Here is a 25,603-nt window from a genome sequence, read left to right on the forward strand (position 1 = left end):
AGGCGGGGGCACTATACCCCCTTTAAACCCCGTTTAAAAACGCCGTGGCGCGTTTAACAATTTTTACTGTGAATCTGTTCCGGTTACGCCTTTGACGCCCTGGCGTGCTGTTCATTGATGATGGTGAGGATATCCTTAACCCCTTGCGGAGAAAGCCCCATGTACTCACGCGCCGGAACGGCCGCCGGGGCGGGTGGCATATTTGGTAAGCCGCCCCACTGGTGAATGGGTCCATACACTTTACTGGTGCCAATGGCGGCACTGACTGCATCATAATCGACAGACAGTGACATCGCCAGCCCACCCTGACTGCGCTGGAGCATACCGCCGGTTTTACCCTTCTTCGCCAGCCGGGCTTTGTAACCCTCTGTTAACGGTGCCCACTTTTTACCGGTTGTCGGGTCAGTCTCCGTGGCAAAGGCGTCTTCGCTCTCGCTGGCCAGTACTGCCGCAATCGCGCGGGTAATTGGGGTGGTATCTCGCCCCAGCTTTTCCAGCCGTTTAAACGCCCTGACGATACCGCGGTCATCAAACTTGTGGTCAATCTGCATTTACAGTGCTCCCTGTAACAGTTCGTATTGCCCGATGTCCATGCCTTTCTTCAGCGCCGACAGAGGAACACGTTGTGGCATCACCGCCACGTCCAGCGTATCCGCTCGGGCCATTTGCCACGGCGCACTGACCACGGTTTTCAGCGTGCTGTCCTCGTTATTGCTGATATAAAGCAGGCGCTGACTTTGCGAGTCCCACAGTACCGCCGATGGCCTGGCGACCACATGTGGTAAAGCCTGAGACTCCGCCAGCGTCAGGGCCAGTCCTTTCGATTTGCGCTTCAGGCTGTCGGCCTTCACCAGTTCTTTTTCACTGATGGTCAGCAGCAGTGCCGCCGGTTTGCCGGTACGGGCTTCAATCGCTGCGGCAATATCCTCTGCAATAAAGCCCACTGGTTGCACGCTGTTGCCAGGGCTGCGGGTGGTCAGCACATTGCCCACCCACTGCGAAAACGCATTCTGTCGGGCCGGGGCATTATTCAGAGACTGGATCACCTGCTGACGCAGTTCCCGGTTTTGCAGCCCTGTCAGCTTACGCGTCATAGCCACATCACTGCCCACCGCCAGTTGTCCGGCGTTGTGCGCCCAGCCCGCACCGGTGGTCATCCGCTGCTGACCCCGACTGAAGGTGGTAACGTCAGCGTCGTACACTTCACCGGTTCGCTTATCAACGCCGGTTTCCACCGTCCGGGTGGTAATGGCCCCGGTACCGGATTCAACCGTCAGCCCCATACGTTTGACCTGTGCGGCGGTCAGTGTCCGGACGCGACAACGGCATCCCCAGTCGTTTGGCGGATAAAAAGTATCCCAGATGGGATCGTCAAAGCGGAACACCCGGCCATGCATGGCCGCATGACTTTTACGGGTATTGCCATCCAGGATGGCGAGATATTGCCAGTACGGGAAGCTTTTGCACTGGCAAGCTGCTGCTGATAACGTCCCGCCTGGTAGGATGTGGCCAGATTGGTGCGGTAAATAGTGGACAGACGTGCCGGGCTGCCCAGCTGTGCCTCTTCGATTTCCCCATTGCTGTCAGCGATCATCTGTTTTCCCCACCAACCCTGTGCCTGAAGGCGTGGAGTAAGGGTTTTGATAAAGTCGCGTTCTGTGGTGCCTTCACTCAACGCCCGATCAACCTCGCTGTTGATGGACGTCAGGACATCCATGCGCACCGCTTTAGCCACGGTAAACGCCCGTGCATGGGTCACCGCACTGGCTTCCTGCCAGTTCCACGTAATGTCATAGCCTTTCGAGCGGAAATAGTCGACGGCAAGTTTTGGCTCAAGCGTTGCTGCATAGCCCAGGTCAACCGGCTGTGGCATTCAGTCGCCCCCACGTCTCGGCAACAAACATAGCCCGGTGCAGCATATCCGCAATTTGTGCGTCATCCATATCCAGATACAGCTCTGCTGCTTTGTTTCTGGCCGCTGCGTAACCACCCGTTTTCAGCGCCTCAATAACCGGTGTTAACAACGGGTCGATGGCTGCCTGCCACTGCTCGCCGCTCACGGCATCCGGCATAGCATCCGTCGGCTGGGGTATGGCTGACAGCAGTGCGTAACCGGGGCGAACGTCACGGGCACTGAGCAATGCCTGAGAGAAATCAGGGGATGGTGCTACGGCCTTGAGACAATCCTCATCCTTCGCGGCAATCGGGATTTGCAGCTTGTCGTGCGCCCACTGCAACGGGATTTTCATCCCCATACTCACCAGGGCTGGCAGAGCTGTCGCATAGGCACTGACGTCTTCCGGTTCGGAGAGATCAAACTCAAAACGGGGATGGCGGCGCTGATTGTTATACGACTGACAGTTCAGCACATACAGCGGAAAGACCAGGTCACGGGTCAGCGTGGCCGCGACCTGGGTCGCATCGCTGGATCGCACCTCAAACCGCACCTCATTATGCACGTTGCCCAGGGCGTTGGTGCTGCTGGCTCCGTCAGCCTGGCTGGTTAGCGTGCCACCCAGAATGGCTTTTGACATACTGAGTTCTGCCCATGACATCATCGACAGAAAAGGGTCAGCCGTGCCGTCAGCGGCGTTTTTAAAGTCAATCATCATTGAGCGGGGAATAATCCCCCCGGCATTGTGGCCAATGGACATTACCGCCTGCAACAGAGTCTGTTTCTCTTTATCGGTGGCCCCGGCAGGATATTGCCCCACCCGGATAGGCAGGCCGTAAATTTCCAGAAACTCAGCCAGGTCACGGACCGAATAATTTTTAAAGATAAACGGCCAGACCAGCGTGCGGATCAACCCGGTGCGGGCCAGATAGCCGGACTTTGATTTGGCATAATGTTGTATCCAGCCAAAAGGTTGCAGATCGGCTCCGTGGTAGCTGCCATCCCGGAGGCGAAGAAGATTCCGATCATCGGGGTGAGTCTGGAACCACGCCGGATCGCGCCACTCGACTTCACGCGGTATCAGCAGTCCTTCAACGTTCTCCCATTCAATTTCCTGACATGAGAAGCCTTTCAGGATGGCATCGGTGGCATCAAAGATGCAATCGGGTAACCATGAGGCATCCAGCAGGATCTCCGTCAGCAGTTCGGCGTCTTTGATTTCTTCGCGACTGGCGTTCGGCGGTGGTTTAATGGTCCATTTGAGTGACTGGATAGCCCGGCGGCGTTTCCCAAGCTCTGACTGAAGGTGAGAGTCTTTCTCTTCCATGTCTTCGGCCAGATCGCACTGGTCAGGTAACAGCCCCCGTTCAGCATCCACCAGGATCTCAGCGGCACGGGCAGGCGTCAGCCCGCTGACGGGGTGGTCACTGTAGTGGCGGCGCAGCTGACCCAGACGTGAATCACCCGACCCGGTTTGCGACTCATTTTGAAACCAGAAACGACGCCCAAAGGCGTCAACCAGTCTAGTGAGCATTTTCACCAGCATCCCCTCTCAAAAGCAGGTAAATTATCATCCTCGCTGGCAATCGTGTGTTTGCCTGGCAAAGGGGTAAATTCAATAATCTGACCATCCATATAGCTGGCCCTGACGGCCATCATGTAAGACACACAACTGTCGCCATGTCGCTTGTTTCCGTCCGCGCTGGTACTGCGATTTTTGTCAATTTTAGGCACACCGCGTATCACCTGAAGGTGACGCTGGTCGGTGATGATGTCCTCATCCTTTGGAATTTCGATATAGCCGGACTCAAACAGGGCTTTGTATTTGGGTGCCCATTCCCGATACCAGTTCTCACTTAACTGGACAGCCGCTACCATGTCTTCGCCCCAGTGAAGCAAAACGGCTTCAGCCAGATAGCCACCGTTCCCCCCGGCATCCAGCGCTACCCCGACCAGTCGGGGCGTACCGTGCAGAATAAAGAAGATGATCTCCCGCTGCTGGTTGTAGGGAACGCTGCGCAACTCCACGGTCAGGCGCAAACGGCGGCGGGTGTCCTGCTCGATGCTGGATATGCTGAAAATGGACAGATCGGCGATACGCGCAAAGTCGCCTCCGACGCTGTGACGGGTATCGGGGTCAAGCAGCATCAGCAGTGGGGCTAACGCCTCCTCGTACCAGGTGGCTACCGTCCGGTGCCGTTCCTCTTCGGTCCATTCCATATGGCCATCCGGCATGGTAAAGCGCAGAACCGGATGTTCTTCGCGGGTGGCACGGTCAATCAGCACGCGGGGAATATAGGCACCGGAACCCTGTTTCGGTACACAATAATATTCCTCAAGAGCATCTTCTTCGGTGGCGGTATCTTTGAGCAGATTGGCTTTCCACTCATCCTCTTTCGCCTGTGACCAGACCTGTTTTGATACCTGGCAGATACGGCGGTACAGCCCGTCATTACAGGCATCATCCAGCGTGATCGTATGAACAGAATAGCGTTTTCTCCCGGCGCGGGAGTCCTGGATCAACTCGTTGAACAGGTTTTCATTGCCATTGTGGGTGGAAATAATACGAACCTTAGCCCCCCACATGGTCAGCGCCAGCGCGGATTTAAGCACCTCCGCAAGCCGATCATGGTGACCGGCCTCATCAATGGTGACGTTACCCTGCATACCGCGCAGGTTCCTGGGGTTACTGGACAGCGCCTGCACTTTATAGCCACTGGCGAAGTAGATGATAAAGGTGAGGATGTCTTTGTCTTCGTCCTCAAAGACTTCCTCACCCACTTCACCCGCCGCCAGTCCGTAGGCTCTGGCCCACATGGCGGCAGCATCAATAAACTCCCGCGCCATCTCTTTATTAGAGCCGATATAAAAATGGTTCGTCCCGCCCGCTTCACGGGACTTCGCGGCGGTTAACGAGGCGTCAGCGGCTTCCGCCCATGTCAACCCGGTACGGCGCGACTTCTCGGCAATTTTTAACGGAGAATCGTCGGCTATCCACCTTTTCTGATAGGCCAGCAGAACATCGTTATTGTCGGCCCCACCCCCCTGGACGGCATCGATAATAAACTCTGCGGCGGGGGAGATTTCGGCAGTCAGCATCAGACGATCCCCAGAATCTGGCGACGAATATCAGCAGCGGCATCGGCGGTCAGCCCCGCCTGTTTAACGATTTTCTCGGCTTTATCCGCCGCTTCAGCCGCGAACGCGGCGCGGATCTCTTTCTCACGCTTAGGGCTGGTCATCGCAGCCTGCTCAACCCGCTGGATGGCAAGGGCAAGCTGGCTGATGGCTTTAGGTTCAACGGGTTCCCCGTTTTCACTCATGGCCATACCGGTTTCAAACGCCAGCGTTCTGACCACTTCCTGCAACAGCTTACCAACATCGGAGGTCGGCGCATCGCCCAGTTTTGCACACCACACTTCCGCCACTTCACGCGACTGGCGGATTTTAGAGCCAATTTCTTCCATCCGGCTGGCATAGCGATTTAATCCGGTACGGCTGAGTTTCATGTCATCGCCCAGGCCATGACCGTCAATCAGCTCATTTACCGCCGCCCGGATATCTTCCTGGGTATGTCGTTTATCCCGCAGTAACCCGTGCAGTTGATCGCGAATAACGGACGGCAGGAGATCGATTTTAGACGGGCGGCCACGGGTGCGCTTATCCTGCATGTTATCCCCTCGGGCGTGGACGTTTTACGCCAGGTACGGTACTGCGTCCCTCGGCCACATCGGCACCGCGCTCTGATAACGTCACCACCAGACATCCGGAAACATCTTTGACAGACACCAGTCCCTGCTCTGTCAGCCAGTGACAGTGGGTACGCACCATATCGCGGCTGACACGGTGCCCCCAGGCATCCAGGCAGGTCTGCAACACCGACTCGTTAGCGTCACCACCACACTCAACCAGCGTGCGCAAGACCACCAGTCGCTGGTCTGCGTTTAAAATCTCCCGCATATTCACCCCTTTTCTTTCAGTTCGTTTTGTAACAGCAGGTCGCTCATATGCCGTAACTGTCGCAGTTCCGGCAGTGCCGCTTTCAGGTCTCCGCGCAGGTTCGCCATATCCAGTTGCAGGGCGTGCAGCTCTTTCTGATTCGGCAACGTGGAGAAAGCATTCTCCAGCAGGCTGACCCGGTTTTTCAGGACTTCAACCTCATCACGTCTGGCGTAGGTTTTGGCCAGGATAAAAATGAGGATGTTGAAAACAATCGTGGCAACCGCACACAGAATGGCCCAGTGTTCTTTAATCATGTCCAGCAAGGCGGGCCTCCCGTTTTTCTGTCAATGTCTGACACCGGACACAGCGGGTAAAGCCAGGGTCAATGGTTAACCTCTGGGGTGCTATATCCTCACCACAATCAATACATATGCCATCACCATGCAGCACGGGGCGGCCAATGTGTGCTGCGATAATGTGATCACGCGTCCGTTGTTCCAGAACGCTGGCATAATCTGCTTCGTCAGCCATTATTCGGTTCCTGATTGATTTCCTGCCAGCGCCGGATGGCTTTCAGCCTGCTCTCCAGATTCTGGCTCCATTCCCCGTAGCGGCTGGCGTGTATCAGCAGTGCTTGGGGACTTCCCGATGTCGGCGGTGGAGGCTTGAGAGGAATTTGAGTCATGGCGTTCGGTAGTCGGGGACAGACGGTTATTACCGGTAGCGGTTTCGTAGCCAAAGGCGGTGATATAGACCCGCAGGCTGTCAGGGCCAAGGCCGGTATAAGTTTTGCCATCATTTTTAATCGCATCGGGAATACTCCGGTCATACTGCTGTTTTGCCTCTGCCAGCACCTGAGTGGTGGCATACAAATCAGCGGTAAGTTGCTCATTGGCTGTATCCAGCGCCTTCAGTCTGTCCGTTGCCTCACGCAGCGTCCGGTTATGCAGTTCGGCTGCATTTTTCTGGTCTTCAGAAAAGGCATACCGGGCGTCACTTAATGCGCGTTCAGCGGCTGAAATCTGCGGCATCAGCCTGGCGGTGGTCATGGTGTTACCCAGCTTAAAACCGGATATCAGACAGATAATGCCTGCGACGATATAGCCACCGCAGGAGCGTAAGAGACTAATCATCAAGGCCGACCTCACGATGACGTTTAATGGAGGCCTGCTTTGATGCCTGAGTGTTGATGACCCAGGCGGTGAGATAGCCAATATAGAGCCATTCATCCAGGTTCCCCTGCCATGCAGAACACAGCAGCACGGCAGTGCTGGCTATAAAGGCTCCGCACAGCATGGTGTCTGAGGTTGAAAGGTGGCCGTCAGGGTTACTGATAAGCTGTTTAAGATTAGTCAGCATGTTGTTCCCGAATGAGTTTTTCAATTTTCTGTCGGGCCACTTCAGCGCTTATTCCCACCGTTTTAGCCAGGCGGATATCCTGAGCGGTCACGCTCTGCCAGCCCTGACGATAAAAAGACTGGTAAGTGGCGTTATGGCTGTAGAGCGGCACCACGTCAATAGACTCGCCCGCCAGTGCGAGATGCAGGCAGCGTTCACGCGCTTCAAAATAGGTGCGGCGATAGCGCGGATTACGCAGTTCGGGGAGCAGCTTTTGCAGCAGGCAGACCGACATGGTGGGCGAGGTCATTAAAGCACCTCCAGAACGGACGCTGTCAGCTTGTCCAGGCGGTTAAACCAGCCGTTCATAAAGCGGATCTGAACCGGTGAATGCGCAATAATGCGGGCATAGGTTTGTGAACGCTGGTTCATCAGGCGGACGAACAGTAACAAAGGCTGGATAGCTTCTGTCGCCGCCAGCGTTCGGGCACCGATAATGCCATCGTCAGCCACGCGCAGGGCACGCTGTAGCTGCTGGATAGCGGTTTTGTACCCGTGCTGTACGGCACCATCAAACACGGCAAGGGAAATACCGGCGGGTAGCCGATCACATCCGGTTTTTAGCCAGTAATCACGATAGTAAATTTCACTCGCCTGCTCTTGTGTCAGTTCGGCGATATTCAGTGCGGGATAGCTGCGTTTACTGATGCCGAATTTTGTTTCTCCGCCACGGTCAGCAGGGTCATTAACATAGCCGCCTTCCGCCGTGAGCATATAATCAATGGCATGAATAAATGTAACGCTGTAGGGGATCATAATCGCTACCTGTTGATAATCGGTAGCTCATCATTACGCGGGGGGATGGTCAGGTGGGTTTGTGGCGGGTCAAACAAAACCCGCCAGGATAAGCGTGTTTTAATTGCCGGGGAATTTATTTTCATTCCGGATCGGAAGTAAACAGATCCCTCTGATATCGTTTACGGTGCAGGGCCAGCTGCTGACGCAGGATAGCATACACGGTGGAATGCGTTAGCGTGTGTTTTTTGGCCAGAACATCCACATTCCCCCGCGAACGGCTCCATTCATCGAACAGCTGATTATCGCGTAATGCTGCGCGAAGTGCGTCACCGGTTGGCAGATAAACCGCCCGGCCCCCATAATAATTTGCCAGCGCCCCCACCAGTTTACCGGCTGACAGGCGGGCGGCCACCTCGTCATATCCCTGTCGTTGCAGCTCGGCACAGAAGAGATCAACCATATCGGCCAGCAACTGGGGCCAGCGTGCGTGCAGCTCCCCTGTTGGGATCGTGTCCATCCGGTCAAGCAGTTGCCCCAGTTCAGCATGGTCATCATCAAACAGTTGTAGATTATCGTTCATACATCCTCCTGACGTCTGAGCCACTCGCTGCCGCCGGGCAGCGTGCTGACATCAACGCCCATCCTTTCCATTTGCCTGAACCAGGCTTCATTGCTGTCAGAACCGTTGCCGGGCTGCTGTTTTTCCCGGGCGCTGACGCTACTGCTTTGCGCAAACACCTGCTCTGATGACTGATAGACGGTTTTCAGATAGTTATGGTTTGACAGCGGTTTCTTATCTCCCTGTAGCCGTTTCTCTCTGATACGGTCTACCGTTTCACTCAACGCATGTGAGAGCACCCGCCCGGGCTTGTAAAGCGCCAGTACCTCAGTGGCCAGTTTCAATGCGCGGCTGTTGCTCAGATTGGCTTTCTCACGGCGAAACAGCCCGATATAGGCCACCAGATGGCGGGCACAGCTTCCGGGCAGGTCAGCCAGCGTTTTAAGCAACTGGCGGCTGGCATCATCTTCACACAACGCCTCAAGGTGCCAGTCAGTGTGGCAGACAGGACAGCGGGACAGTTTCATAAGCTGGCCTCGTAAGCATCGGTAATGATGTCGTAATCACGCGATGCATTCCCGGTAACCGGATTCACCGGATGAGCCACGCGGCGTGCTGTCAGAAACGCCAGCATCAGCCGGATATGCCATTGTTTAAGGCACTCCAGTACCCGGTACGCCAGCCAGCCATCAAGCCAGCCCACCTCGGCAACGCCTTCACCGTTGTTGAGCTGAGAGGTCATGCGCTTAACGTAAGCATTTAACGCCAGTTCGCCGTCGCTGCTGACGAAACCGTGACGAAACATGGTGCCCCAGATGGCGCGGATTTTAGCAATCTCCTCAGTGCGTGGTTTTCCCTTTGAATTGGGTTTAACCCGCACTGAACTCTTTTTAAAAGAGCGTTTAAATCCCCGCTGTTGCAGTTCCGAATAAACATTTAATAATTCGCCGTGACTCATTTTACTGCAACTGGATTTACCGTTAGCCGTATTAGACAGCAATAAACAATAGGTTTCATCATCCAGTTTCAGCTTTCCTTTGGCTACATGGATTAGCCTGATTAATTGTGGTTTATCCATTAATAAATACCTCTTGATGTCTGATTCTGGCGTAAGTGTGCCCGACGCGATTACGCCAATAAAAACTCAGGGTGATAAGAATTAAGTCGCTAGCGTGGAAACTTTAAAGGCTAATATGAGCCGTTCTTTGTGTAATCGGCAATAATATTCCCTTCTGCGTCAAAATACTTAACTCCACAGGTCGGATGGCAGTTGTGTTTTTTCTTTCCGTATTTCAACTGATTAACGAAAACAACATCCAGATTAGCACTGCCATTCATGCCAACAATAGTTCCCGGTTCGCCGTACACTTCAACCATCATGCCAAGTCGGGCAAAATCTATGCCACGGCATCGGATCATATCTTCAACAAATTGCTTTTCCTTACTCATGCTAAACCCCCGATATATCCAGACTGATTTGTTCATATTTACCACTGGGCTGGCGCAGATAGATACGCAGGTACTGACTGGTTCCCGTCACCTGAATGGCATCGGCAATGGCTGACATGGCTTCGTTCCAGCGTGGGTCGTCAATAGCCAGCTGGCGCAATCCAAGAACCTGATTGATATCAATACGCCCCTGCTTGTTGACGCGGAAAGCATGATCGACCATCGCTATCAGATTGACGTTAGCCCCGTCAGACCATTCAACCACGCACTCATCGATCAGTTTTTTAGCCGCCTGGATACGCTCGTCAAAGACCCTGTGATCGCCAATCGCACGCATAATTTTGAACTGGCCATCAAAGCTTGGCAGGGTGACGTTTCCCTTTGTACCGCCATATTCAACGCCGTACTCTCTGGATGACAAATCAATAAAGTCCCCGATTTGCTTCATGGATGCGGCTTTGAAATCTGCCATAGCCTGACGCAATGCCCTGGCAGCCTCGACAATATTCATCACGACATCATCACGCAGCATATCAATCGGACGGATCAGGTTTTGCGGCACCAGATGGCCCTGAGCGTTCTGGCGGTAGCCAGTCTGTTCAGTGTCTTTATTCATAATGACTCTCCTTACTCCAGTAAATAATGCAGCCCTGCACCATAGCGGTATACGCTTTGCTCATGCAGCCATTGCGGGTAACAGTCAGTTCCTTAGACCGTCGGATAAGGTCCAGACACGGGAGCACAATTTCCAGTAGTGGTCTGGCGCGTTCGGTACTGACCCGTCTGATTTGAACGTTACGGCGTTCCAGCCATCCCACCGCGTTAACCAACTGTGTTGCTTTACGTCTCATGCGTGTACTCCTTCCAGGTCTTTGACGGCGGCGCGAATATGCTTCTCCGTCAGGGCTTCGTTGCTCCCTCTGGCAAACATGGTGGCCAGACGGAGCGTATGGGAAACGGTGCGTAATGCGCCCGGGCGTTCTGACAGCGTATGGATCAGTGCGCGTTCGGCCTTACCCGTCAGTCCCCAGGCATCGGCAATCGCCGTGATGTCATCCCGTTTTGTCTTCAGGATGGCCACTTTTTTGGCGATTCGGCTGAACAGGCGGGCAAAATCAACGCTGCGGGAACTGCCGCCCGTCAGCCTGGCGTACACCTGATGATTGCCCACCAGAGCCAGCCCGATACCGGTTTCTTCCTGAAGGATGCGCAGCTCTTCCAGTACCGGATAATCAAGGTGGTCGGCCTCGTCAATAATCAGCAGGCCCTGCGTTCCGCGCAGCTTCCTGCGTACAGCCCGGCCCAGCTGCCCGGCGCGGCGCGTCACCGACACCCAGCTCCAGCGCCATCTCATACAGTGCTTCACTGATGCTGGCGCGGGAAGGCGAGACGGTGATTAACCAGACGTTCGGACGCTCTGCCGCAAACTGCTGTAAGGAACGGGTCTTGCCCACGCCGGGGCTGCCATAGATAACGGTGATGCACTGGGCCAGCTGGGCGTATTGCAGCGCACTCCATATCTGTCGGACGGTTCTGGTCTTTACAAAATCAGGCGCTTCCGGCATTTCATTTGCCCGGCGGCTGCGATTCTCCAGCCAGACGGAGAGCTGACCGGCAATCTTGCTGTTATCACCCGGATAACTTTCATTCATAAACTGCGAGAGTGCCGTTGATGAAATCGCGCTTTCACGGGCGATGGTGCTGTAGGTCACATCGTCACGCTCAACCGTCCCGCGTATTGCGGCGCGGACATCCGCCATCGCGGTCTGTGCGTGAGCTGAATCCAGTACGTTACTCATGGTTATACTCCCAGATTATTTTTCTGCTGCTGCTCGTGTAAGCAGGCAACGGCATTTTCAAAGGCATGGTCGTAGCCGGTCTCAGGCTGTTCCTCTGCCCATTCACGGCGCACGGTATTACCGGCAGGACGACAGATTTCTACAACACGGCTTTCAGGGGGTTCCGGTGGCAAGGTATCGGGCATCCGCTCTGCCACTTCCAGCGCGGTCATGCGGCGCTGTGCAGCCGTTGCTTCTTTGGTACGCTTAACAAAACGGTTACGGTTACGGTGATGCTCACGGGCGGCCTGAGTGTCACCAAATCCGGCTTTCTCAATGCAGGCGGCTTCACAGATAAAGCGTCCGTCCAGGGTGTAACACAACACGCTGGCGTGTAACTGCGCCGGGTCAAAGCGCACCACAATCTTATTGGGCCTGATACTCAGTAGCTGCTCGTTGTGGTAGCGATTCTCGCGGCCCTGCAATTTCCCGCCCGCTTTCAGGACAAAGATGCCATTGTTTACGGTGACGGCCTCGGACGGCAGCAGTAACAGGTGCCGCTGCTCTGCGGTGGCCTTACGCACGGCGCTTTCCTGATAGCTCTGCTCAAAAGCGGCATCAAAAGAAAGAATGCCCCGGCAGACTTCGGTATCGCGCCCCGGGCGTCGATTCCAGAAAGCGATCCCCTCAGCCAGCGCTTTTAAAAACACCCGGGCTTCAACGACCCGTTCACCATAATTATCCGGCTTGGCCATCGGGCTGACGCCCGTGTACGCCCCGGCCAGCAGGGGATGTTTATCCACCACCTCACCCAGTCCGCCGTGAGAGAAAGCACGTTCAACCGGCTTGGCCTGACCGTGCCCCTGACCAAACAGCACGCTGGTCCAGTGCAGTTTGATACCCAGCAGGGGAATAATGCCCTTCGGATCATCCTCCTTTACCTTAAAGCGGTAACGGTTCGGCACACCGCCGGTCATCCATTTATTGGCGGCGGCGCGGGTGTTATCGATGGTGATATGTTTCGGGATGCCGTACTGCCCGACCACATCGGCCAGTGCCAGGCGAATCGAATCGCTGTTCTCTGACACATCGGTACGCCAGCCCAGAATTTTACGGCTACGAATATCCTGCCAGACCCACGTTTTAGGCCGGATAACTTCGCCATTGAACCAGCGAACGAATACGTTGTGCTGGTAGCCATCGCCGTTTATCCATTCCATTGCATCCAGTTCCAGCACGCTGCGTTCCTGAGCCGGATAAAGCTGCATCAGGGCGTGTTCTCCTTCGCGTAATAAGACCATTTGCTCTGTTGGTACTTCACGCTCCAGCTTGCGCCTCAGTGATGACAGGCTCGGTATGGTCCACCCATGTGCTGTGGCGGCTTCTTTCAGTCGGGCATAGCAGGTGCGTAATGCCGGTTGTTCCGGGCGAAGGTAATCAGCAAGAAGGAAGTCCCAGGCGTCAGGGGAGCATTCAGCCTCTTTCTTTTTACGGGTGGCGAGATTGCGGCCATGTTTACCAACCAGTGCCGCCAGCCAGTCAGTCCGGTCAAACGGTCTGGCAAGGTAGTACCAGCGCCGAACGCTGGCGGGGGCAATATGCAGGGCTTTCCCCACAGAATCGAACGCCGTCAGGGTATCAATGCCGGAGTCAATCAGTCCGGCCACCGCCATGACGGCTTCGCATTTTGCGCGTGCTTTTTCACGCTGTCTGTTGCTGGCGTTATTCCAGTGTTGCCACAGTGACTCGCGGCAGTAAAATTCAATGGAACTCTTTTTAACTTTATAAAATTTCTCGCCGATTTTTATGCTTTCAGCTTTTTTTAGTAATGCAACACGTGCTTCGATGGGAAAGGACTCAATTGGATACTCAATGGCTTTAGAACTACCTCTTTTTCGGCCATTCCAAGACGATGAGGATGCTAATTTTCGAATTCCTCTTTCGGTGGTAGGTAATCCAGGTAAACCAGCCAACTCTTGAGCTGTATACCAGTCATTTCTGTCCATTGATATTCCTCCTGATTCCAGAGGCCTCTATCAATCTCTCCCTAACTTTAGCTCCTTTCAACCCATCCTAGGAGCCAATAAGTGTTTGTCTGGCATTGGGATACAGAATTCCATTTTCAAGACACCAGCGATGCAAATTCGAGCCGTTGGATATAAGTCCCGCTCTAACTTGGCTAAGCAGAGTGGTGCCAGGGGTTAGATCTTTAACCATCTTTGATATACTCCACGCAGCATTTAAACAATTCAAATAAATACTATGCCAACAAATGTTGGATGTCAACGGGTGTTTACATGGTTAATGATCGTGCAGATATAGCAACTCGGTTAATCGAAGAAAGGGCTAAAATTGGTTATTCACAAGCAGATTTTGCGAGACAGCTTGATATTTCCAGGGAGGGATTAAGGCTTTATGAGATGGGACAACGTAGTCTAAATGCAGAATTTCTAGCCAGAGCTGCTGGATTTGGTATTGATGTGCAATATATTTTAACAGGTATAAAATCTAAAAATTCAGAGGAAGTTCTTCAGGCAATACAACCAGCTATACATGTTGAGTCTGGCGGAAGCGCCAATGTAATTCAATTCGCCCAACTTGGCTCTACGGTAAACATGGTCACAACACAGAAACATGTAACTAACGTTAAGGCCGATATAAAACCTGGAGTTGAGCATATCACAGAAGAACAGGCAGCCAAACTCACTAAAATGGTATCTACGATAGCAGAATTAGAACAAAAAGTACGCAAGACTCCAAGAACATATAAGGCCATTTGGGCCGCAGTAAATTCCCATTGCCGTGTCACTCGGTACAGATTGATTCCATTAGCCTCTTATGCAAAAGCAGAAAAATATCTCAGGACATGGATAGGACGGCTTAACTCGCAAGCCTCTGCACCAATCGTTGATAACGATGAATGGCGAAAAAGAAAATACGCATACATAAAAATAAACATTAAAAATAATGAATTATGGCTTGATGAGTATATATCTAAAAGATTTGGCGCAACATCACTAAGAGATCTAAGTGATGCTGAATTAGATAAAACATACAAGGCTGTAGCAGCAAAAAAAAAGGCAAGTAGATAGTTCCTTTTTTCTTGTGAACGCGAATTAATCTAACGTGGAGTTTTTTACTTATAATCAATTGGTTACAAATAATATGTACTAGCTCAGACCTGATCTGACAGTTACCGGTTATTTATACAGGTGTCTGTCAGATTACATCTGGTTCAGATTTTTTTCTGCCCAGACTCGTTTACCATCAAGTAACGTGGCCATTGGCGTACGCCCGCAGCACATTTTTCCCTGATGAGTTCGCTCATTATTGTAATGCCACAACCCGTTGTCCAGATCCGTTTGCAGGCTCTCCAGGTCTTCGTATAACTTCTTACGGAACGTAACCTGATAAAAATCCTGCAAAATAGTTTTATGGAAGCGCTCGCAGATGCCGTTCGTCTGCGGAGACATCGCCTTCGTTTTTGTATGGTCGATATCGTTGATGGCCAGATACAGCTGGTAATCATGCTGCTCCACCTTACCACAGTACTCCGTTCCCCTGTCGGTCAGGATCCTCAGCATCGGCAGTCCCTGAGCCTCGTAGAACGGCAGTACGCGATCATTGAGCAGGTCTGCGGCGGTGATCGGCGTTTTACTCGTATACAGCTTGCAGTGTGCCACTTTCGAGTACGTATCCACGAACGTCTGCTGGTAGATACGACCCACACCTTTCAGATTGCCCACGTAGAAGGTGTCCTGCGACCCGAGATAACCCGGGTGAGCAGTTTCGATTTCTCCGCTGGCCTCGTCATCGTGGGCCTTCTTCTCCAGCGCTGCGATTTGAGCGTCGGTAAGCACGATGCCTTCTCTGGCGACCTTTTCCTCAAGTGCCTTCAGGCGTTTACGGAAGTTCTCCAGGTCGTGCCGTTGCCAGATGGAGCGCACGCCGCTACCGGAGATAAACACGCCTTTTTTACGCAGCTCATTACTGGTCCGGTGTTGCCCGTGGGCCGGGAACTCAACGGCATATTCAACAACAGCGCGTTCAGTGGCTTCGTCGGCGCGGTTCTTCAGGTTGGGGACGCGGCGGTTCTGGTTAATCAGCGCATCGATGCCGCCTTCAGCAGCCAGTTCCTGATAACGGTAAAACGTGTCGCGTGACACGCCCATGATCTTGCAGGCTTTTGATACGTTACCGAGTTCTTCGGCGAGATTGAGCAGGCCGGCTTTGTGTTTGATGATGGGATTGTTAGTATGAATCATGAGAGTTACCTCGCGTTTTGTTTAAGGATTAGACACCCATATCAAAACCGGTAACTCTCAACCTTTCAAGGTCCAGTGTCAGATCAAGTCGCGACTAATACAAATAATAGGAACTACTTAACACCAAAAGGAACTGAGATCCTTTTTTTCATGAGTTATAGGATCTCCCTTGCTATTTGGTATCTGTCTGTAAAAGTGCAGAATGCTAATTATATCAATGCATTAAACATTTTTTAAATGCTTTCCGAACTAATCCCCTTGTTTATCACAATAAATGATGCAAATAGCAATCTATCTGTCTTTTTCTCATTTTGCTTTTTTCGACTAAACTCTAATTAAATAGCTCTTGCTTTCACTACGAACCGTGCCAGACAAGGCTTATCAATATCAACTTGATCCCGTTAAATCCCACCAATTTCCTAATATCTGTTTTTTCATTCTTTCTGAATCACTTCACTCTGCTGTTGATACAATCGTCTTACTTATGGTTCTGTCCGTACGTGACTCATGGCACAGGGACCAGCACCATCCGCTTTTTTAACCTCTGCCAAGAGGCTGCAACTGCGTTCTCTGTGGGGATGCGATTTTTATCTGCTATCTGAAACGCGGGAATAACGCGCTTTTAGGTTCTTCTTCTGGCGATTGGAATCTTCGTTTGTCGATAACATAAAAATCATCATCCATTTCCAGTACATTCATTTTACTGGGATTGTCGATTTCCCGGAGCAGACCAGCCATGTCCAGTCCACCCTTAGTCAGCATAATTATTATTGCCCGCATTCCCACCTATTTCGCTCAGGCAGTGCAAAGCGCAGTTGCTCAGGATTATGTGCATTGCGAAATTCTGATCGCAGACTGCAGCAGTGAAAACTTCATTGCCGAGATTGTCGCCCCTTTTCTTAATCAGCCGGGCCACCCGGTACGCATATTTAAACATCCGAAAGAGAAAGAAGGGGCGTTTGAAAACGCGTTGCAAGAGGTGCAGGGAGAATACATTCGCTATCTCGCGGATGCGGACTGGCTGGCGGAAAATGCCACGGCACAGGCGGTTGGCATTATGGAAAATAACCAGCAGGTATCGGTAGTGGCGACGCGGCGCACCCGCACCAACTGTCTGAATATCCGCCAGCCGGACATTTTGTCTAACGCGCCGCTGGTCAATGGCGATGTACTGATTAACGGCGAAGATCTGTTACGTTTCCAGTCGACCTTAAGTTTTAACGTTATTGGTGAAATGAGTGTGGCGCTGTTTCGCCGCGAAGACCTCCAGTCGTTGATTGAGCAGCAGGGCGCGCTGTTCAGCATCAATGATGAAAAAATGCTGGAGGTGGAAGCACTGGTTCTCTATGCCCGAGTGCTACCCGGAAAATGGCTGGGCTGGTTAAACACATCGCTGTGTACTATCCGCGTTTCCAGCGTCTATCAACAGCCGGGCCAGCGCGATAACGAAGAAAAAGTGGTGCAAAATCGCGATAAGGTTTTTTATTTTCTTCGCCAGCAAAGCTGGTTTAGTCAGTTTCAAAAGCCACAAAACATGGTGCGGGTTGCGCCGATATATGCACCGGATGAGGCGCAATATCAGAACTTCAGCCAGCAGCACCACAACAACTTTATCCGCTCTGAGCTGGCGACCTGGCTTGACCATCGCCAGCTGCGGGATTTTGAGCGAAATTATCTTGCCAGGCTGGCGCACGAAAGGGGCGGGCCAGTAAGCGTGGCGGTGGTTATTACCGCCAGTGATGACAACCGCCACGGTATCAGCGTCACGCTGGCGAGCCTGGCGGGGGTAGATCCCAGCCTGCTGGCTCTTACGCCGCTGCTGGTTGGCTGTGCGGAAGGCGTGCCAGCGGATGTGAGCTGTTATCCGGCAACGCCGCAAAATCGCCTGGAGGTGATTAACCATGTGCTGCAGGGGCGCAGTGAAGCGTGGTTTATTTTTGTCGATGCAGGCAGCCTCTTCCTGTCTTCAGGGCTTATTTCCCTGGCCAGTGCGCTGCCCGGCGCGGGCGGCACGCTGGCGCTCTATGCGGATGAATTTTTTGCCATCGAAGGGGATCCGGGCGGTGTCGCTTTCCGTCCTGATTTTAACCTCGACCTGTTTCTTAGCTCGCCAAAAACCATGGCGCAGCACTGGCTGTTCCGACGTGAACTGCTGGCAGCCTCGGAAGGATTTGACCTGGCCTGCCCCAATGCCAGTGAATTTGATCTTATCACCCGGCTTATCGAAAACCAGGGATTTGGCGTTATCGGTCATATCGCAGAACCCTTGATGACAACGACGCTCAGAAAGCGCGACGTTGTGGAAGATGCAGCGATCCTGCGACGTCATCTGACTAACCGGGGTTATCCGCAAGGCGAAGTGGCGATGGACCACTACGGCAATTATCGTCTGCGTTACCAACATCCTCACCAGCCGCTGGTTTCACTGATTATCCTGGCGAACTGGCATCTGCCCTCGCTGATTACGTCAGTGACCACCGTGCTGGAAAAAACCCGCTATCTTAACTACGAAATGATTATCGTGGCGGACAATCAGCAAAGCCCCGAGCGCGAAAAATGGCTGGCAAGTATTGCCAGCGTCGATCCGCAAAGGATTAAAGTACTGCATCACCGCGAGGACTGGCAGCGGGCTGCCATGACTAATCTGGGGGCCAGCGCCGTGCGCGGTGAATATCTGGTGCTTCTGCATTGCGAACTGGCGGTGATGGATGGTGAATGGCTGGATAACCTGCTCAACCACGGGCAGCGTCCCGAAGTCGGTGTCGTTGGCGGCAAGCAGCTCAACTCAGAGCATCGTATTCGTCACGCTGGTTACCTGCTTGGAGTGGATGGCGCGGTAGGTGATGCGTTTCGTGGCATGGCGGACGACCAGGCGAGCTATCTTGGACGGCTGCATACCGACCAAAACTACAGCGCCGTATCCGGCGATTTCATGCTTATTCGCCGGACGGTTTTTGATGCCCTTGGCGGGTTCGACACCCGCAGCCAGCTCTATGATGACGTGGATTTTTGCCTGCGCGCCCGTGAGCAGGGTTACCTGACCGTCTGGACGCCCTATGCCCGTATTCTGCGTTCGGCCGCACGGCAGCCGCCGCTTAAAGGTGAAAACAGTCAGGCGGTTAAAATACAAAAACAGGATGAAGACACCTGGCTCTACCGACGCTGGTTGCCGACCATTGCTAACGATCCGGCATTCAATGCCAATCTGTCGCTAAAAAGTCGCCAGTTTGACGTTAACAGCGACAGCGCCCTGTGCTGGACGCCAGTGACCCGCCCCGGCGTGCCAACTATTCTTGCAAATCACGCGGACAGTGCCGGATGTGGACACTACCGTATTATCGGCCCGTTCCAGGCTATGGAGCGGGAAGGAATGGCGAACGGCAAGCTTTACAGCCGTCTGTTGTCTATTGCGGAAATCGGTCAGCAGAAGCCGGACAGCATGATTATTCAGCGTCGCTATTCTGACATTTTCCAGAACTGGATGGCACCCGTGGTGGCGGCAACGGATATCTTTCGGGTCTATGAGTTGGATGACTATATTCTCAACGTGCCGCTAAAAAATCATCACCACAAAGATTTTAAGCAGGATATGTGGAAAAAAATGCGTAAAAGTCTGGGCTTTTTCGACCGCTTCGTGGTGTCAACAGCACCGCTGGCCGAAGCCTTTAAAGGTATGCATGATCAGATTGTGGTGGTGAACAATCGTCTGCCGGTGCAGTGGTGGGGGAATTTACAGGGACAGCGCCGCCAGGGGAAAAAGCCGCGCGTGGGTTGGGCAGGCGGCTCCAGTCATACTGGCGATCTGGAAATGATTGTCGATGTGGTCAAAGAGTTTACCAATGAGGTTGAATGGGTGTTTATGGGCATGTGTCCGCACAAGCTGCGCCCTTATATTCACGAGCTGCATTATGGCGTTGATATTGAAATATATCCGGCCACGCTGGCGGCGCTGAATCTCGATCTGGCGCTGGCCCCGGTGGAAGATAATATTTTCAACGCCTGTAAAAGCAATTTGCGCCTGATGGAATACGGTGCCTGCGGCGTCCCGGTTATTTGCAGCGATGTGGAATGTTATCGCGGTGATTTACCGGTGACCCGCGCGCGCAATCGCTTTAAAGACTGGTGTGATGCTATCCGCAGACACCTGAACGATATGGATGCCACTGCCAGGATGGGCGATGAGCTGCAGGCGCGGCTGCGCCGCGACTGGATGCTGAGTGGAGACAATGTCACGGAGTGGCTAAAAGCATGGACAGGGTAAGCCGCGTGCCATGAGTATTTATCCGTTGTTTCTGGCTTTGTCGTAAGGTATCGGGCAGGAACGGGCAGGGGACGCGGTACGAAACAAAAAAGCCACCTTTGTTAAGGCGGCTTTTCACCCTTTGCACCAGTCATCTTCAAGATAAGATGGCCGCTTCCTCAAGGATAACCGTGCGCCGCAGGCTTAGTCAAGGGTGATGTAATTGAAACGCTGCCCCGTCATCTGCTTAATTTCTGCCAGATAACCGGAATTCATCACGTAGATATTTTCACCGTCGGCTAACTGTGGCAGTACATCATCCGGTGATTCGACCTTAATGCCGGTCGCCGCCAAAAAGCGATTCTGTTTCTTCGGGTTAATATCAATAACGTGATCGACCTCAATGCCCAGCCGGGCAAGATTCATGGCAAAAATAACCCCTTTTGAGGCCCCTCCCCACAATGTGATTTTTTTGCTGCGATCGACTTTCTCGGCAATCAGCTGGTCGATGGGGAAAGAAGCATCAATGCTCTGTTGGTCAACCTCAATGCGTTCGCACAGGTCTGCCAGGTTCGCAATCACATAAATATATTGCTGATTAAAAACGTAGCCCCCTTCAATCACCGTGCTAAACAGACGTTTGAAATCATCCAAGCGGAAATAGTTAACGTGCTCATAGAAAATATCGTACCAGGCATTATTCGCGGCAATCCATTCAAAGGCAGGTACTTCAATATAAATTTTGCAGTGCTCAGGGGCGGCTTTTTTAAGAAAATGCAGAAAATCAGCCGGGTCTTTAATATGTTCAAGCACGTGACGCAAAATAATACCATCACAGGATATCGGCGTGTCCTGAGTAAAGTATTCCGGGCGAATTCTGGGGTTATCGCCGCTGTAAGTGGGGTCAAAACCGGTGATGTCAACGCCCTGGGCACTAAGCATATCGAGGAATAATCCCTTACCGCAGCCGACTTCAACAAGGTTTTCCTTGCCCATTGCCTGAATAATACGCCTGGCAACATCATTTAAATGCTGTGAAAAGGCATGGCTCAGTCCCTGTTCATTGTGATAATCCTTATCGTATTGCACTCGCGATTCATCAAACTGGCAGTTGAATATAATGCCGGTCTTCTGGTCAACGATCAGATCGATATTGCCTTTCGGGCAGTGAATCCCTGCCTCGCGCGAGGAATACATTTTATTTTGAAATATCGGATAGTTTTCACGATAAAAAAGCGACTTAGCGGCTGTCATGATGTTTATCTCTTAAATTGCACACGCCAATGATTTTTAAGGGTGTGGATTCAGAAGGGGTAACCTCACCCAGTTGCACAAGGTGGGTGGCGTGATGCAGAGCGGCTATGCGCAGGGCCAGGTCGCCAATTGTCGTACCGATACCGGAGCAGACGTTAAATGTACCGGTGTTTGTCGCCATTACGCTTTCTGTGATTTTTTCCGCCGCGCAATCCACATCAAGATAATCCCGAATAAGATTGGCCTGATTCAATACCGCAATTTTGTTGCGGGTGAACATATCTTGCAGATAGGGAACCAGGCGTCCTGCTTTTTCATGGGCGCCAAACAGATAAAACAGGCGATACCAGCCAAACTGAACCGGGGTGTTTTTGAACAGCGCACTCAGCAGAGTAAAGGTGGCCACCTTGCTGGCGGCGTATAGCGATTGTGGTTTTAGCGGGGTATCCACGCTTAAAAAATCATCGCCGTGCTGGTATTCAAAGCAGGTGCCGATTCCGGCGAAATAGCTGACATCACTGGCAATGCAGGCCTGTGCCAGGGTCAGGGTGCCGTTCAGGCAGACCAGATTCTCGTCTGAGGTGAGATAGTCCAGGAGGTTGACGTACCAGGCGGCATGAATAACGGTATCAATACCTTTGAGGGGGGCCTGCCACCACGCGACATCTTTATTAAAAATCGAATCCGTTACTATCACCCGGTGGATATTTTCCTGAGCAGGCAGGCTGTGACGGCTCGCGTCGCGGCAGATAACGGTAATGGCAACGTCATAAGCGGCAAGCCGTTGTAGCAGCGCCCGCCCCACAAAACCACTCGCTCCGGTGAGCAGAATATTTTTTATCATCAGCGGGCCTGACGGGCGTCATAGTCAGGATAAGCGCGGTCCTTATCGCTGAGTGTGGCGGGCTGCAATGGCCACTCAATGCCAAAGGCCGCATCATCCCAGCGATATCCCTGCTCATGACCGGGCGCATAGTGACTGGACACCTGATAAAAAACGTCGCTGTGGTCTTCAAGGGTGATAAAACCGTGCGCGCAGCCGCGCGGAATATAAAACGTATTCTGGCGCGCCGCGCTGAGTTCGACACCGAACCACTGCCTGTACGACGCCGATTCCGGGCGTAAATCCAGCGCGACGTCAAAAATTCGTCCCGTCATCGCTCTGACCAGTTTCACTTCGGCATGTTCGCCCGTTTGCATATGTAATCCGCGCAGCGTGGCTTTTGCACGGTTCCGCGACAGATTGCACTGGACAAAGACGGTTTCCAGACCCGCGTCACCAAAGGTTTTCTGGCAAAAGGTGCGGCTGAATGAGCCGCGCTCATCGACAAATGGCGTCGCCTCGATATGCCATGCACCGACAATCGGCGTTGCGGTTATTTTCATGATACGTTCTCCTGTTGTTCCCTCACCCGGCTTTCATAGTCAGCAATTTGTTGCAGGCTGAATGCGGCCATATCGAGGCCACGGCGGCTGGCCTGATACCAGTCGCTGGTAAAACGCAGCGTGGCGTCAATATCCAGAGCCGGAAACCAGCGCAATGCTTCACGGGCTTTTGCGGAGTTAAGCGACAGGTTAATGGCTTCCCGATTTTGTGGGGCAACTGCAGAGGTAGCGGGGACCTGCGCCTGTTCGGTAAAGGCCGACAGCCGCTGCAGCAGATCGCGCACGGTAATGGTATTGCGGCTGTCCGGGCCGAAATTCAGCGCGGTCAGCGAGCTGTCACGATGATACGTCAGATATTGCGCATAAAGCAGATAGCCGCGCAGCGACTCTAGCACATGCTGCCAGGGACGAACCGCATCGGGATAGCGCACGCTAAACGGCTGCTGCTGGTTGACGGCGCGGAAATAGTCAGGAACCAGTCGGTCAGCAGACCAGTCGCCGCCGCCGATCACGTTCCCGGCACGGGCCGTGGCCAGCACAATCCCTTGTTTGCGCAAAAAACTTTCCCGGTACGCGGCGCACAGCAGTTCGGTCATCGCTTTAGAGGCGCTGTAAGGATCGTTGCCACCCAGCGCGTCGTGCTCATCAAAAACGTTATCCGGCGCGTCATTATTGGCGTAAACCTTGTCGGTAGTGATGACGATAACCGTTTTAATAGTTTTTGAAGAACGGACAGCATTAAGCAGATTCAGCGTGCCATCGACATTGCTGGTGAAAGTCGTTAGCGGGTCGAGATACGAAGCGTTAACCAACGCCTGCGCGGCCAGATGAAAAACGATTTCTGCGTCAGACTGCGCAATGATGTCACTCAGCGCCTGTCGTTCACGGATATCTAGCAGATGTTCGGTTATTTGCCGGCGCAGGTTGACCGCGTGATAGTGTGATGAAGGCTGGTCATTGGCCAGCGAGATTGCCTCGACCTGCGCGCCCAATTTTAGCAGCCACAGGGTCAGCCACGAGCCTTTAAAACCGCTATGGCCGGTTACCAACACTTTTCGCCCTGACCAGAAAGCGGGCGTTACCATATTTTCCATGGCGCCTCACCGCTGTGCCACAGTTCTTCCAGCAGGACTTTTTCTCGCAGGGTATCCATAGGCTGCCAGAAACCGTCGTGCATAAACCCGGCAAGCTGGCCACTTCTTGCCAGTTGTTCGAGCGGGCCGGTTTCCCAGACGGTGCTGTCACCGTCGATCAGATTCAGTACCGAGGGCTGCAAAATAAAAAAGCCGCCGTTGATGCGCGCCGAGTGGTCGACTGGCTTTTCCGAAAAGTCAGTAATACGATAGCCATCGGAGTGGATCGTGCCGAAGCGGGCAGGGGGTACCACGGTGCACATGGTGGCCTGAAGGCCATGAGAACGATGAAAAGCCAGTTCTTCGGTAATATTAATGTCACCCAGGCCGTCGCCATAGGTCATCATAAAAGGCTCATGCGGGTCCAGATACTCTTTGATCCGCTTTAACCGACCGCCGGTCATGGAGCTGTTACCGGTGTCCACCAGCGTCACCTTCCAGTCCGGCGAGCTGCCGTGGTGATATTCAACCTTATTACTCTGTAAATCGACGGTAATATCGTTATGGTGCAGCACGATATTGGCAAAATACTCTTTCAGTAAATACCCTTTGTAGCCCACGCAGACGATAAAATCTTTAAAGCCATGATGAGCGTAAATACTCATAATGTGCCAAATAATCGGTTTATCACCGATTTCAACCAGCGGTTTCGGGCGCACAACCGTTTCTTCTGAAAGGCGGGAGCCAAGCCCCCCTGCTAAAATGATTACTTTCATCATGTTATCCTTTATCAGCACCTTCAGGTACCGCGGGTATAAGCGCCTTTTTCCGTGACCGTATGCACGGTGCCAAACAGGCCCACGGGAAGATTATTGTTATGCGTACTGCTTAATTCTTTTAAAAGCAGATAGCTGCCCAGCCTTTCCTGACAGAACGCCACCGCGCGTTTTTGATAGGGATCCTCAGGGGAAAATGGCGTAAAGTTTTCAATAAACGCCAGCGAGACCGACTGAAGATGGCCAAACGCGTTTTGCCACCAGGCCACCGGGTAGGTGCCCAGTTCAATACCACCAATAATCAGATGGGCGCAGTTGAGAAACAAAAAGCTTTCCTGCTCGGTGATTACGCCGAGATCGACCGCCAGCGCGGTATATTTCAGCAGATCGCTGATGTGATGAAAGGCGGCATATTGCTGATATAAATTTCCCAGCTGCATAGGCGCGGAAACAATATAGCTGCGGCCCTCTGCGGGCTGCGGAATAATGGCGGTGCCGGCGACTTCCTTGATATCCACATCGTGCGTGCCGCCGTAATCAACCGACGGCGCGCCAAATTTCTCGCGGGTGACAAATTTGCGGTATTGCCAGAGAGTGACATTGCCTTCGGTCAGCTTCATCTGGTTAACGATATTGCGAATCACCATTGGACCAATGGCCCCGGAAAGTTGCTGGTGCAATTCCGCCGCATTATCAATAAATTCATACCCGGGGATAATATTCAGCCCCTGCGGGTTTTCCGGCAGCGTATTGTTTAGCCAGACAATACTGGCGTTGGATCGCACCTGGTAACAGGGAAGATTCTGGTGGCAGATAATGAATGTATTCATTGCGTGTTCCGAAAGGGAATG

General features: G+C 52.8%; 30 protein-coding genes and 1 pseudogene. 2 read left to right on the forward strand and 29 right to left on the reverse strand.

Features of this window, described 5'->3' with window-relative positions; all coding sequences use genetic code 11:
* Positions 1-83 precede the first annotated feature (83 nt).
* The 21 genes and pseudogenes from LU633_RS10925 to LU633_RS11025 all read right to left on the reverse strand — a co-directional run bounded on the left by LU633_RS10925 (position 84) and on the right by LU633_RS11025 (position 13,764).
* Positions 84-551, reverse strand: coding sequence for a phage virion morphogenesis protein (locus LU633_RS10925; protein WP_016191766.1), 468 nt, complete (start codon positions 549-551; stop codon positions 84-86).
* A pseudogene (locus LU633_RS10930) lies at positions 552-1,873 on the reverse strand (phage head morphogenesis protein).
* Positions 1,857-3,440 (reverse strand): DUF935 domain-containing protein, encoded by a 1,584-nt coding sequence (locus LU633_RS10935; RefSeq protein ID WP_016191763.1) that lies wholly within the window; start codon positions 3,438-3,440, stop codon positions 1,857-1,859. Before LU633_RS10935 ends, LU633_RS10930 begins: the two are co-directional and overlap by 17 nt.
* Complete coding sequence (locus tag LU633_RS10940; RefSeq protein WP_016191762.1) at positions 3,431-4,993, reverse strand: terminase large subunit domain-containing protein; 1,563 nt, start codon at positions 4,991-4,993, stop codon at positions 3,431-3,433. The genes LU633_RS10935 and LU633_RS10940 overlap by 10 nt, the downstream gene beginning before the upstream one ends.
* A complete protein-coding gene (locus LU633_RS10945) occupies positions 4,993-5,565 on the reverse strand; it encodes a DUF3486 family protein (RefSeq protein ID WP_016191761.1) in 573 nt (190 codons plus the stop codon). Before LU633_RS10945 ends, LU633_RS10940 begins: the two co-directional genes overlap by 1 nt.
* A 1-nt stretch (position 5,566) precedes the next feature.
* Positions 5,567-5,854 (reverse strand): VpaChn25_0724 family phage protein, encoded by a 288-nt coding sequence (locus LU633_RS10950; RefSeq protein WP_016191760.1) that lies wholly within the window; start codon positions 5,852-5,854, stop codon positions 5,567-5,569.
* 2 nt (positions 5,855-5,856) lie between these two features.
* Positions 5,857-6,150 carry a DUF2730 family protein gene (locus tag LU633_RS10955; protein ID WP_016191759.1) on the reverse strand — a complete coding sequence of 98 codons (294 nt, stop codon included), beginning with the start codon at positions 6,148-6,150 and terminating at the stop codon, positions 5,857-5,859.
* Positions 6,143-6,367, reverse strand: coding sequence for a TraR/DksA C4-type zinc finger protein (locus tag LU633_RS10960; protein ID WP_016191758.1), 225 nt, complete (start codon positions 6,365-6,367; stop codon positions 6,143-6,145). The genes LU633_RS10955 and LU633_RS10960 overlap by 8 nt, the downstream gene beginning before the upstream one ends.
* Complete coding sequence (locus LU633_RS10965; protein ID WP_016191757.1) at positions 6,367-6,969, reverse strand: hypothetical protein; 603 nt, start codon at positions 6,967-6,969, stop codon at positions 6,367-6,369. Before LU633_RS10965 ends, LU633_RS10960 begins: the two co-directional genes overlap by 1 nt.
* Positions 6,962-7,195, reverse strand: a complete 234-nt coding sequence (locus LU633_RS10970) for a hypothetical protein (RefSeq protein WP_016191756.1) — start codon at positions 7,193-7,195, stop codon at positions 6,962-6,964. The genes LU633_RS10965 and LU633_RS10970 overlap by 8 nt, the downstream gene beginning before the upstream one ends.
* The gene (locus tag LU633_RS10975; protein WP_016191755.1) at positions 7,185-7,484 is read right to left on the reverse strand and encodes a hypothetical protein; all 300 of its coding nucleotides are present in this window, start codon (positions 7,482-7,484) and stop codon (positions 7,185-7,187) included. The genes LU633_RS10970 and LU633_RS10975 overlap by 11 nt, the downstream gene beginning before the upstream one ends.
* Positions 7,484-7,990 carry a glycoside hydrolase family 108 protein gene (locus LU633_RS10980; protein WP_016191754.1) on the reverse strand — a complete coding sequence of 169 codons (507 nt, stop codon included), beginning with the start codon at positions 7,988-7,990 and terminating at the stop codon, positions 7,484-7,486. Before LU633_RS10980 ends, LU633_RS10975 begins: the two co-directional genes overlap by 1 nt.
* 121 nt (positions 7,991-8,111) lie before the next feature.
* Positions 8,112-8,552, reverse strand: a complete 441-nt coding sequence (locus tag LU633_RS10985) for a Mor transcription activator family protein (RefSeq protein ID WP_016191753.1) — start codon at positions 8,550-8,552, stop codon at positions 8,112-8,114.
* On the reverse strand, positions 8,549-9,058 hold the full coding sequence (locus LU633_RS10990) for a hypothetical protein (RefSeq protein WP_016191752.1): 510 nt from the start codon (positions 9,056-9,058) through the stop codon (positions 8,549-8,551). Before LU633_RS10990 ends, LU633_RS10985 begins: the two co-directional genes overlap by 4 nt.
* On the reverse strand, positions 9,055-9,609 hold the full coding sequence (locus tag LU633_RS10995; protein WP_016191751.1) for a gp16 family protein: 555 nt from the start codon (positions 9,607-9,609) through the stop codon (positions 9,055-9,057). The genes LU633_RS10990 and LU633_RS10995 overlap by 4 nt, the downstream gene beginning before the upstream one ends.
* Before the next feature lie 110 nt (positions 9,610-9,719).
* Positions 9,720-9,980 carry a hypothetical protein gene (locus LU633_RS11000; RefSeq protein WP_016191750.1) on the reverse strand — a complete coding sequence of 87 codons (261 nt, stop codon included), beginning with the start codon at positions 9,978-9,980 and terminating at the stop codon, positions 9,720-9,722.
* Position 9,981: 1 nt separating this feature from the next.
* Positions 9,982-10,596: a DUF3164 family protein gene (locus tag LU633_RS11005; RefSeq protein ID WP_016191749.1), complete on the reverse strand. Its 615-nt coding sequence runs from the start codon at positions 10,594-10,596 to the stop codon at positions 9,982-9,984.
* Positions 10,589-10,831, reverse strand: a complete 243-nt coding sequence (locus LU633_RS11010; protein WP_016191748.1) for a hypothetical protein — start codon at positions 10,829-10,831, stop codon at positions 10,589-10,591. The genes LU633_RS11005 and LU633_RS11010 overlap by 8 nt, the downstream gene beginning before the upstream one ends.
* A complete protein-coding gene (locus LU633_RS11015; protein ID WP_233482000.1) occupies positions 10,828-11,313 on the reverse strand; it encodes an AAA family ATPase in 486 nt (161 codons plus the stop codon). Before LU633_RS11015 ends, LU633_RS11010 begins: the two co-directional genes overlap by 4 nt.
* Positions 11,231-11,779, reverse strand: a complete 549-nt coding sequence (locus LU633_RS11020; protein ID WP_016191746.1) for a DNA transposition protein — start codon at positions 11,777-11,779, stop codon at positions 11,231-11,233. The genes LU633_RS11015 and LU633_RS11020 overlap by 83 nt, the downstream gene beginning before the upstream one ends.
* A gap of 2 nt (positions 11,780-11,781) precedes the next feature.
* Complete coding sequence (locus LU633_RS11025) at positions 11,782-13,764, reverse strand: transposase domain-containing protein (RefSeq protein ID WP_046372018.1); 1,983 nt, start codon at positions 13,762-13,764, stop codon at positions 11,782-11,784.
* Positions 13,765-14,055: 291 nt separating this feature from the next.
* Here LU633_RS11025 and LU633_RS11030 point away from each other — a divergent pair, with 291 nt between their 5' ends.
* Entirely contained in the window at positions 14,056-14,850 is a 795-nt protein-coding gene (locus LU633_RS11030) for a helix-turn-helix domain-containing protein (protein WP_016193257.1), read from the forward strand.
* 132 nt (positions 14,851-14,982) lie between these two features.
* On the opposite strand, the gene LU633_RS11035 is transcribed toward LU633_RS11030, so the two are convergent.
* Complete coding sequence (locus LU633_RS11035) at positions 14,983-16,023, reverse strand: IS481 family transposase (protein ID WP_046371791.1); 1,041 nt, start codon at positions 16,021-16,023, stop codon at positions 14,983-14,985.
* A 594-nt stretch (positions 16,024-16,617) separates the two neighbouring features.
* Positions 16,618-16,761 (reverse strand): hypothetical protein, encoded by a 144-nt coding sequence (locus LU633_RS11040; RefSeq protein ID WP_157275265.1) that lies wholly within the window; start codon positions 16,759-16,761, stop codon positions 16,618-16,620.
* Here LU633_RS11040 and LU633_RS11045 point away from each other — a divergent pair.
* A complete protein-coding gene (locus LU633_RS11045; protein WP_020323346.1) occupies positions 16,760-20,284 on the forward strand; it encodes a glycosyltransferase in 3,525 nt (1,174 codons plus the stop codon). The genes LU633_RS11040 and LU633_RS11045 overlap by 2 nt on opposite strands.
* 183 nt (positions 20,285-20,467) lie before the next feature.
* Here the strand turns inward: LU633_RS11045 and LU633_RS11050 are convergent, their stop codons facing one another.
* Genes LU633_RS11050 through LU633_RS11075 form a run of 6 tightly spaced genes read right to left on the reverse strand, consistent with a single transcriptional unit; the run spans position 20,468 to position 25,582 of the window.
* Positions 20,468-21,517 (reverse strand): class I SAM-dependent methyltransferase, encoded by a 1,050-nt coding sequence (locus LU633_RS11050; protein WP_020323345.1) that lies wholly within the window; start codon positions 21,515-21,517, stop codon positions 20,468-20,470.
* The gene (locus LU633_RS11055; RefSeq protein ID WP_020323344.1) at positions 21,504-22,361 is read right to left on the reverse strand and encodes an NAD-dependent epimerase/dehydratase family protein; all 858 of its coding nucleotides are present in this window, start codon (positions 22,359-22,361) and stop codon (positions 21,504-21,506) included. Before LU633_RS11055 ends, LU633_RS11050 begins: the two co-directional genes overlap by 14 nt.
* Positions 22,361-22,903: a dTDP-4-dehydrorhamnose 3,5-epimerase gene (rfbC, locus tag LU633_RS11060; protein WP_020323343.1), complete on the reverse strand. Its 543-nt coding sequence runs from the start codon at positions 22,901-22,903 to the stop codon at positions 22,361-22,363. Before rfbC ends, LU633_RS11055 begins: the two co-directional genes overlap by 1 nt.
* Entirely contained in the window at positions 22,900-23,997 is a 1,098-nt protein-coding gene (gene rfbG, locus LU633_RS11065) for a CDP-glucose 4,6-dehydratase (protein ID WP_020323342.1), read from the reverse strand. The genes rfbC and rfbG overlap by 4 nt, the downstream gene beginning before the upstream one ends.
* Entirely contained in the window at positions 23,982-24,752 is a 771-nt protein-coding gene (gene rfbF, locus LU633_RS11070) for a glucose-1-phosphate cytidylyltransferase (RefSeq protein ID WP_020323341.1), read from the reverse strand. Before rfbF ends, rfbG begins: the two co-directional genes overlap by 16 nt.
* A 23-nt stretch (positions 24,753-24,775) precedes the next feature.
* Positions 24,776-25,582, reverse strand: coding sequence for a hypothetical protein (locus LU633_RS11075; protein ID WP_020323340.1), 807 nt, complete (start codon positions 25,580-25,582; stop codon positions 24,776-24,778).
* Positions 25,583-25,603 lie beyond the last annotated feature (21 nt).

This window comes from Erwinia tracheiphila (assembly GCF_021365465.1).
In the GTDB taxonomy this organism is placed as follows: domain Bacteria; phylum Pseudomonadota; class Gammaproteobacteria; order Enterobacterales; family Enterobacteriaceae; genus Erwinia; species Erwinia tracheiphila.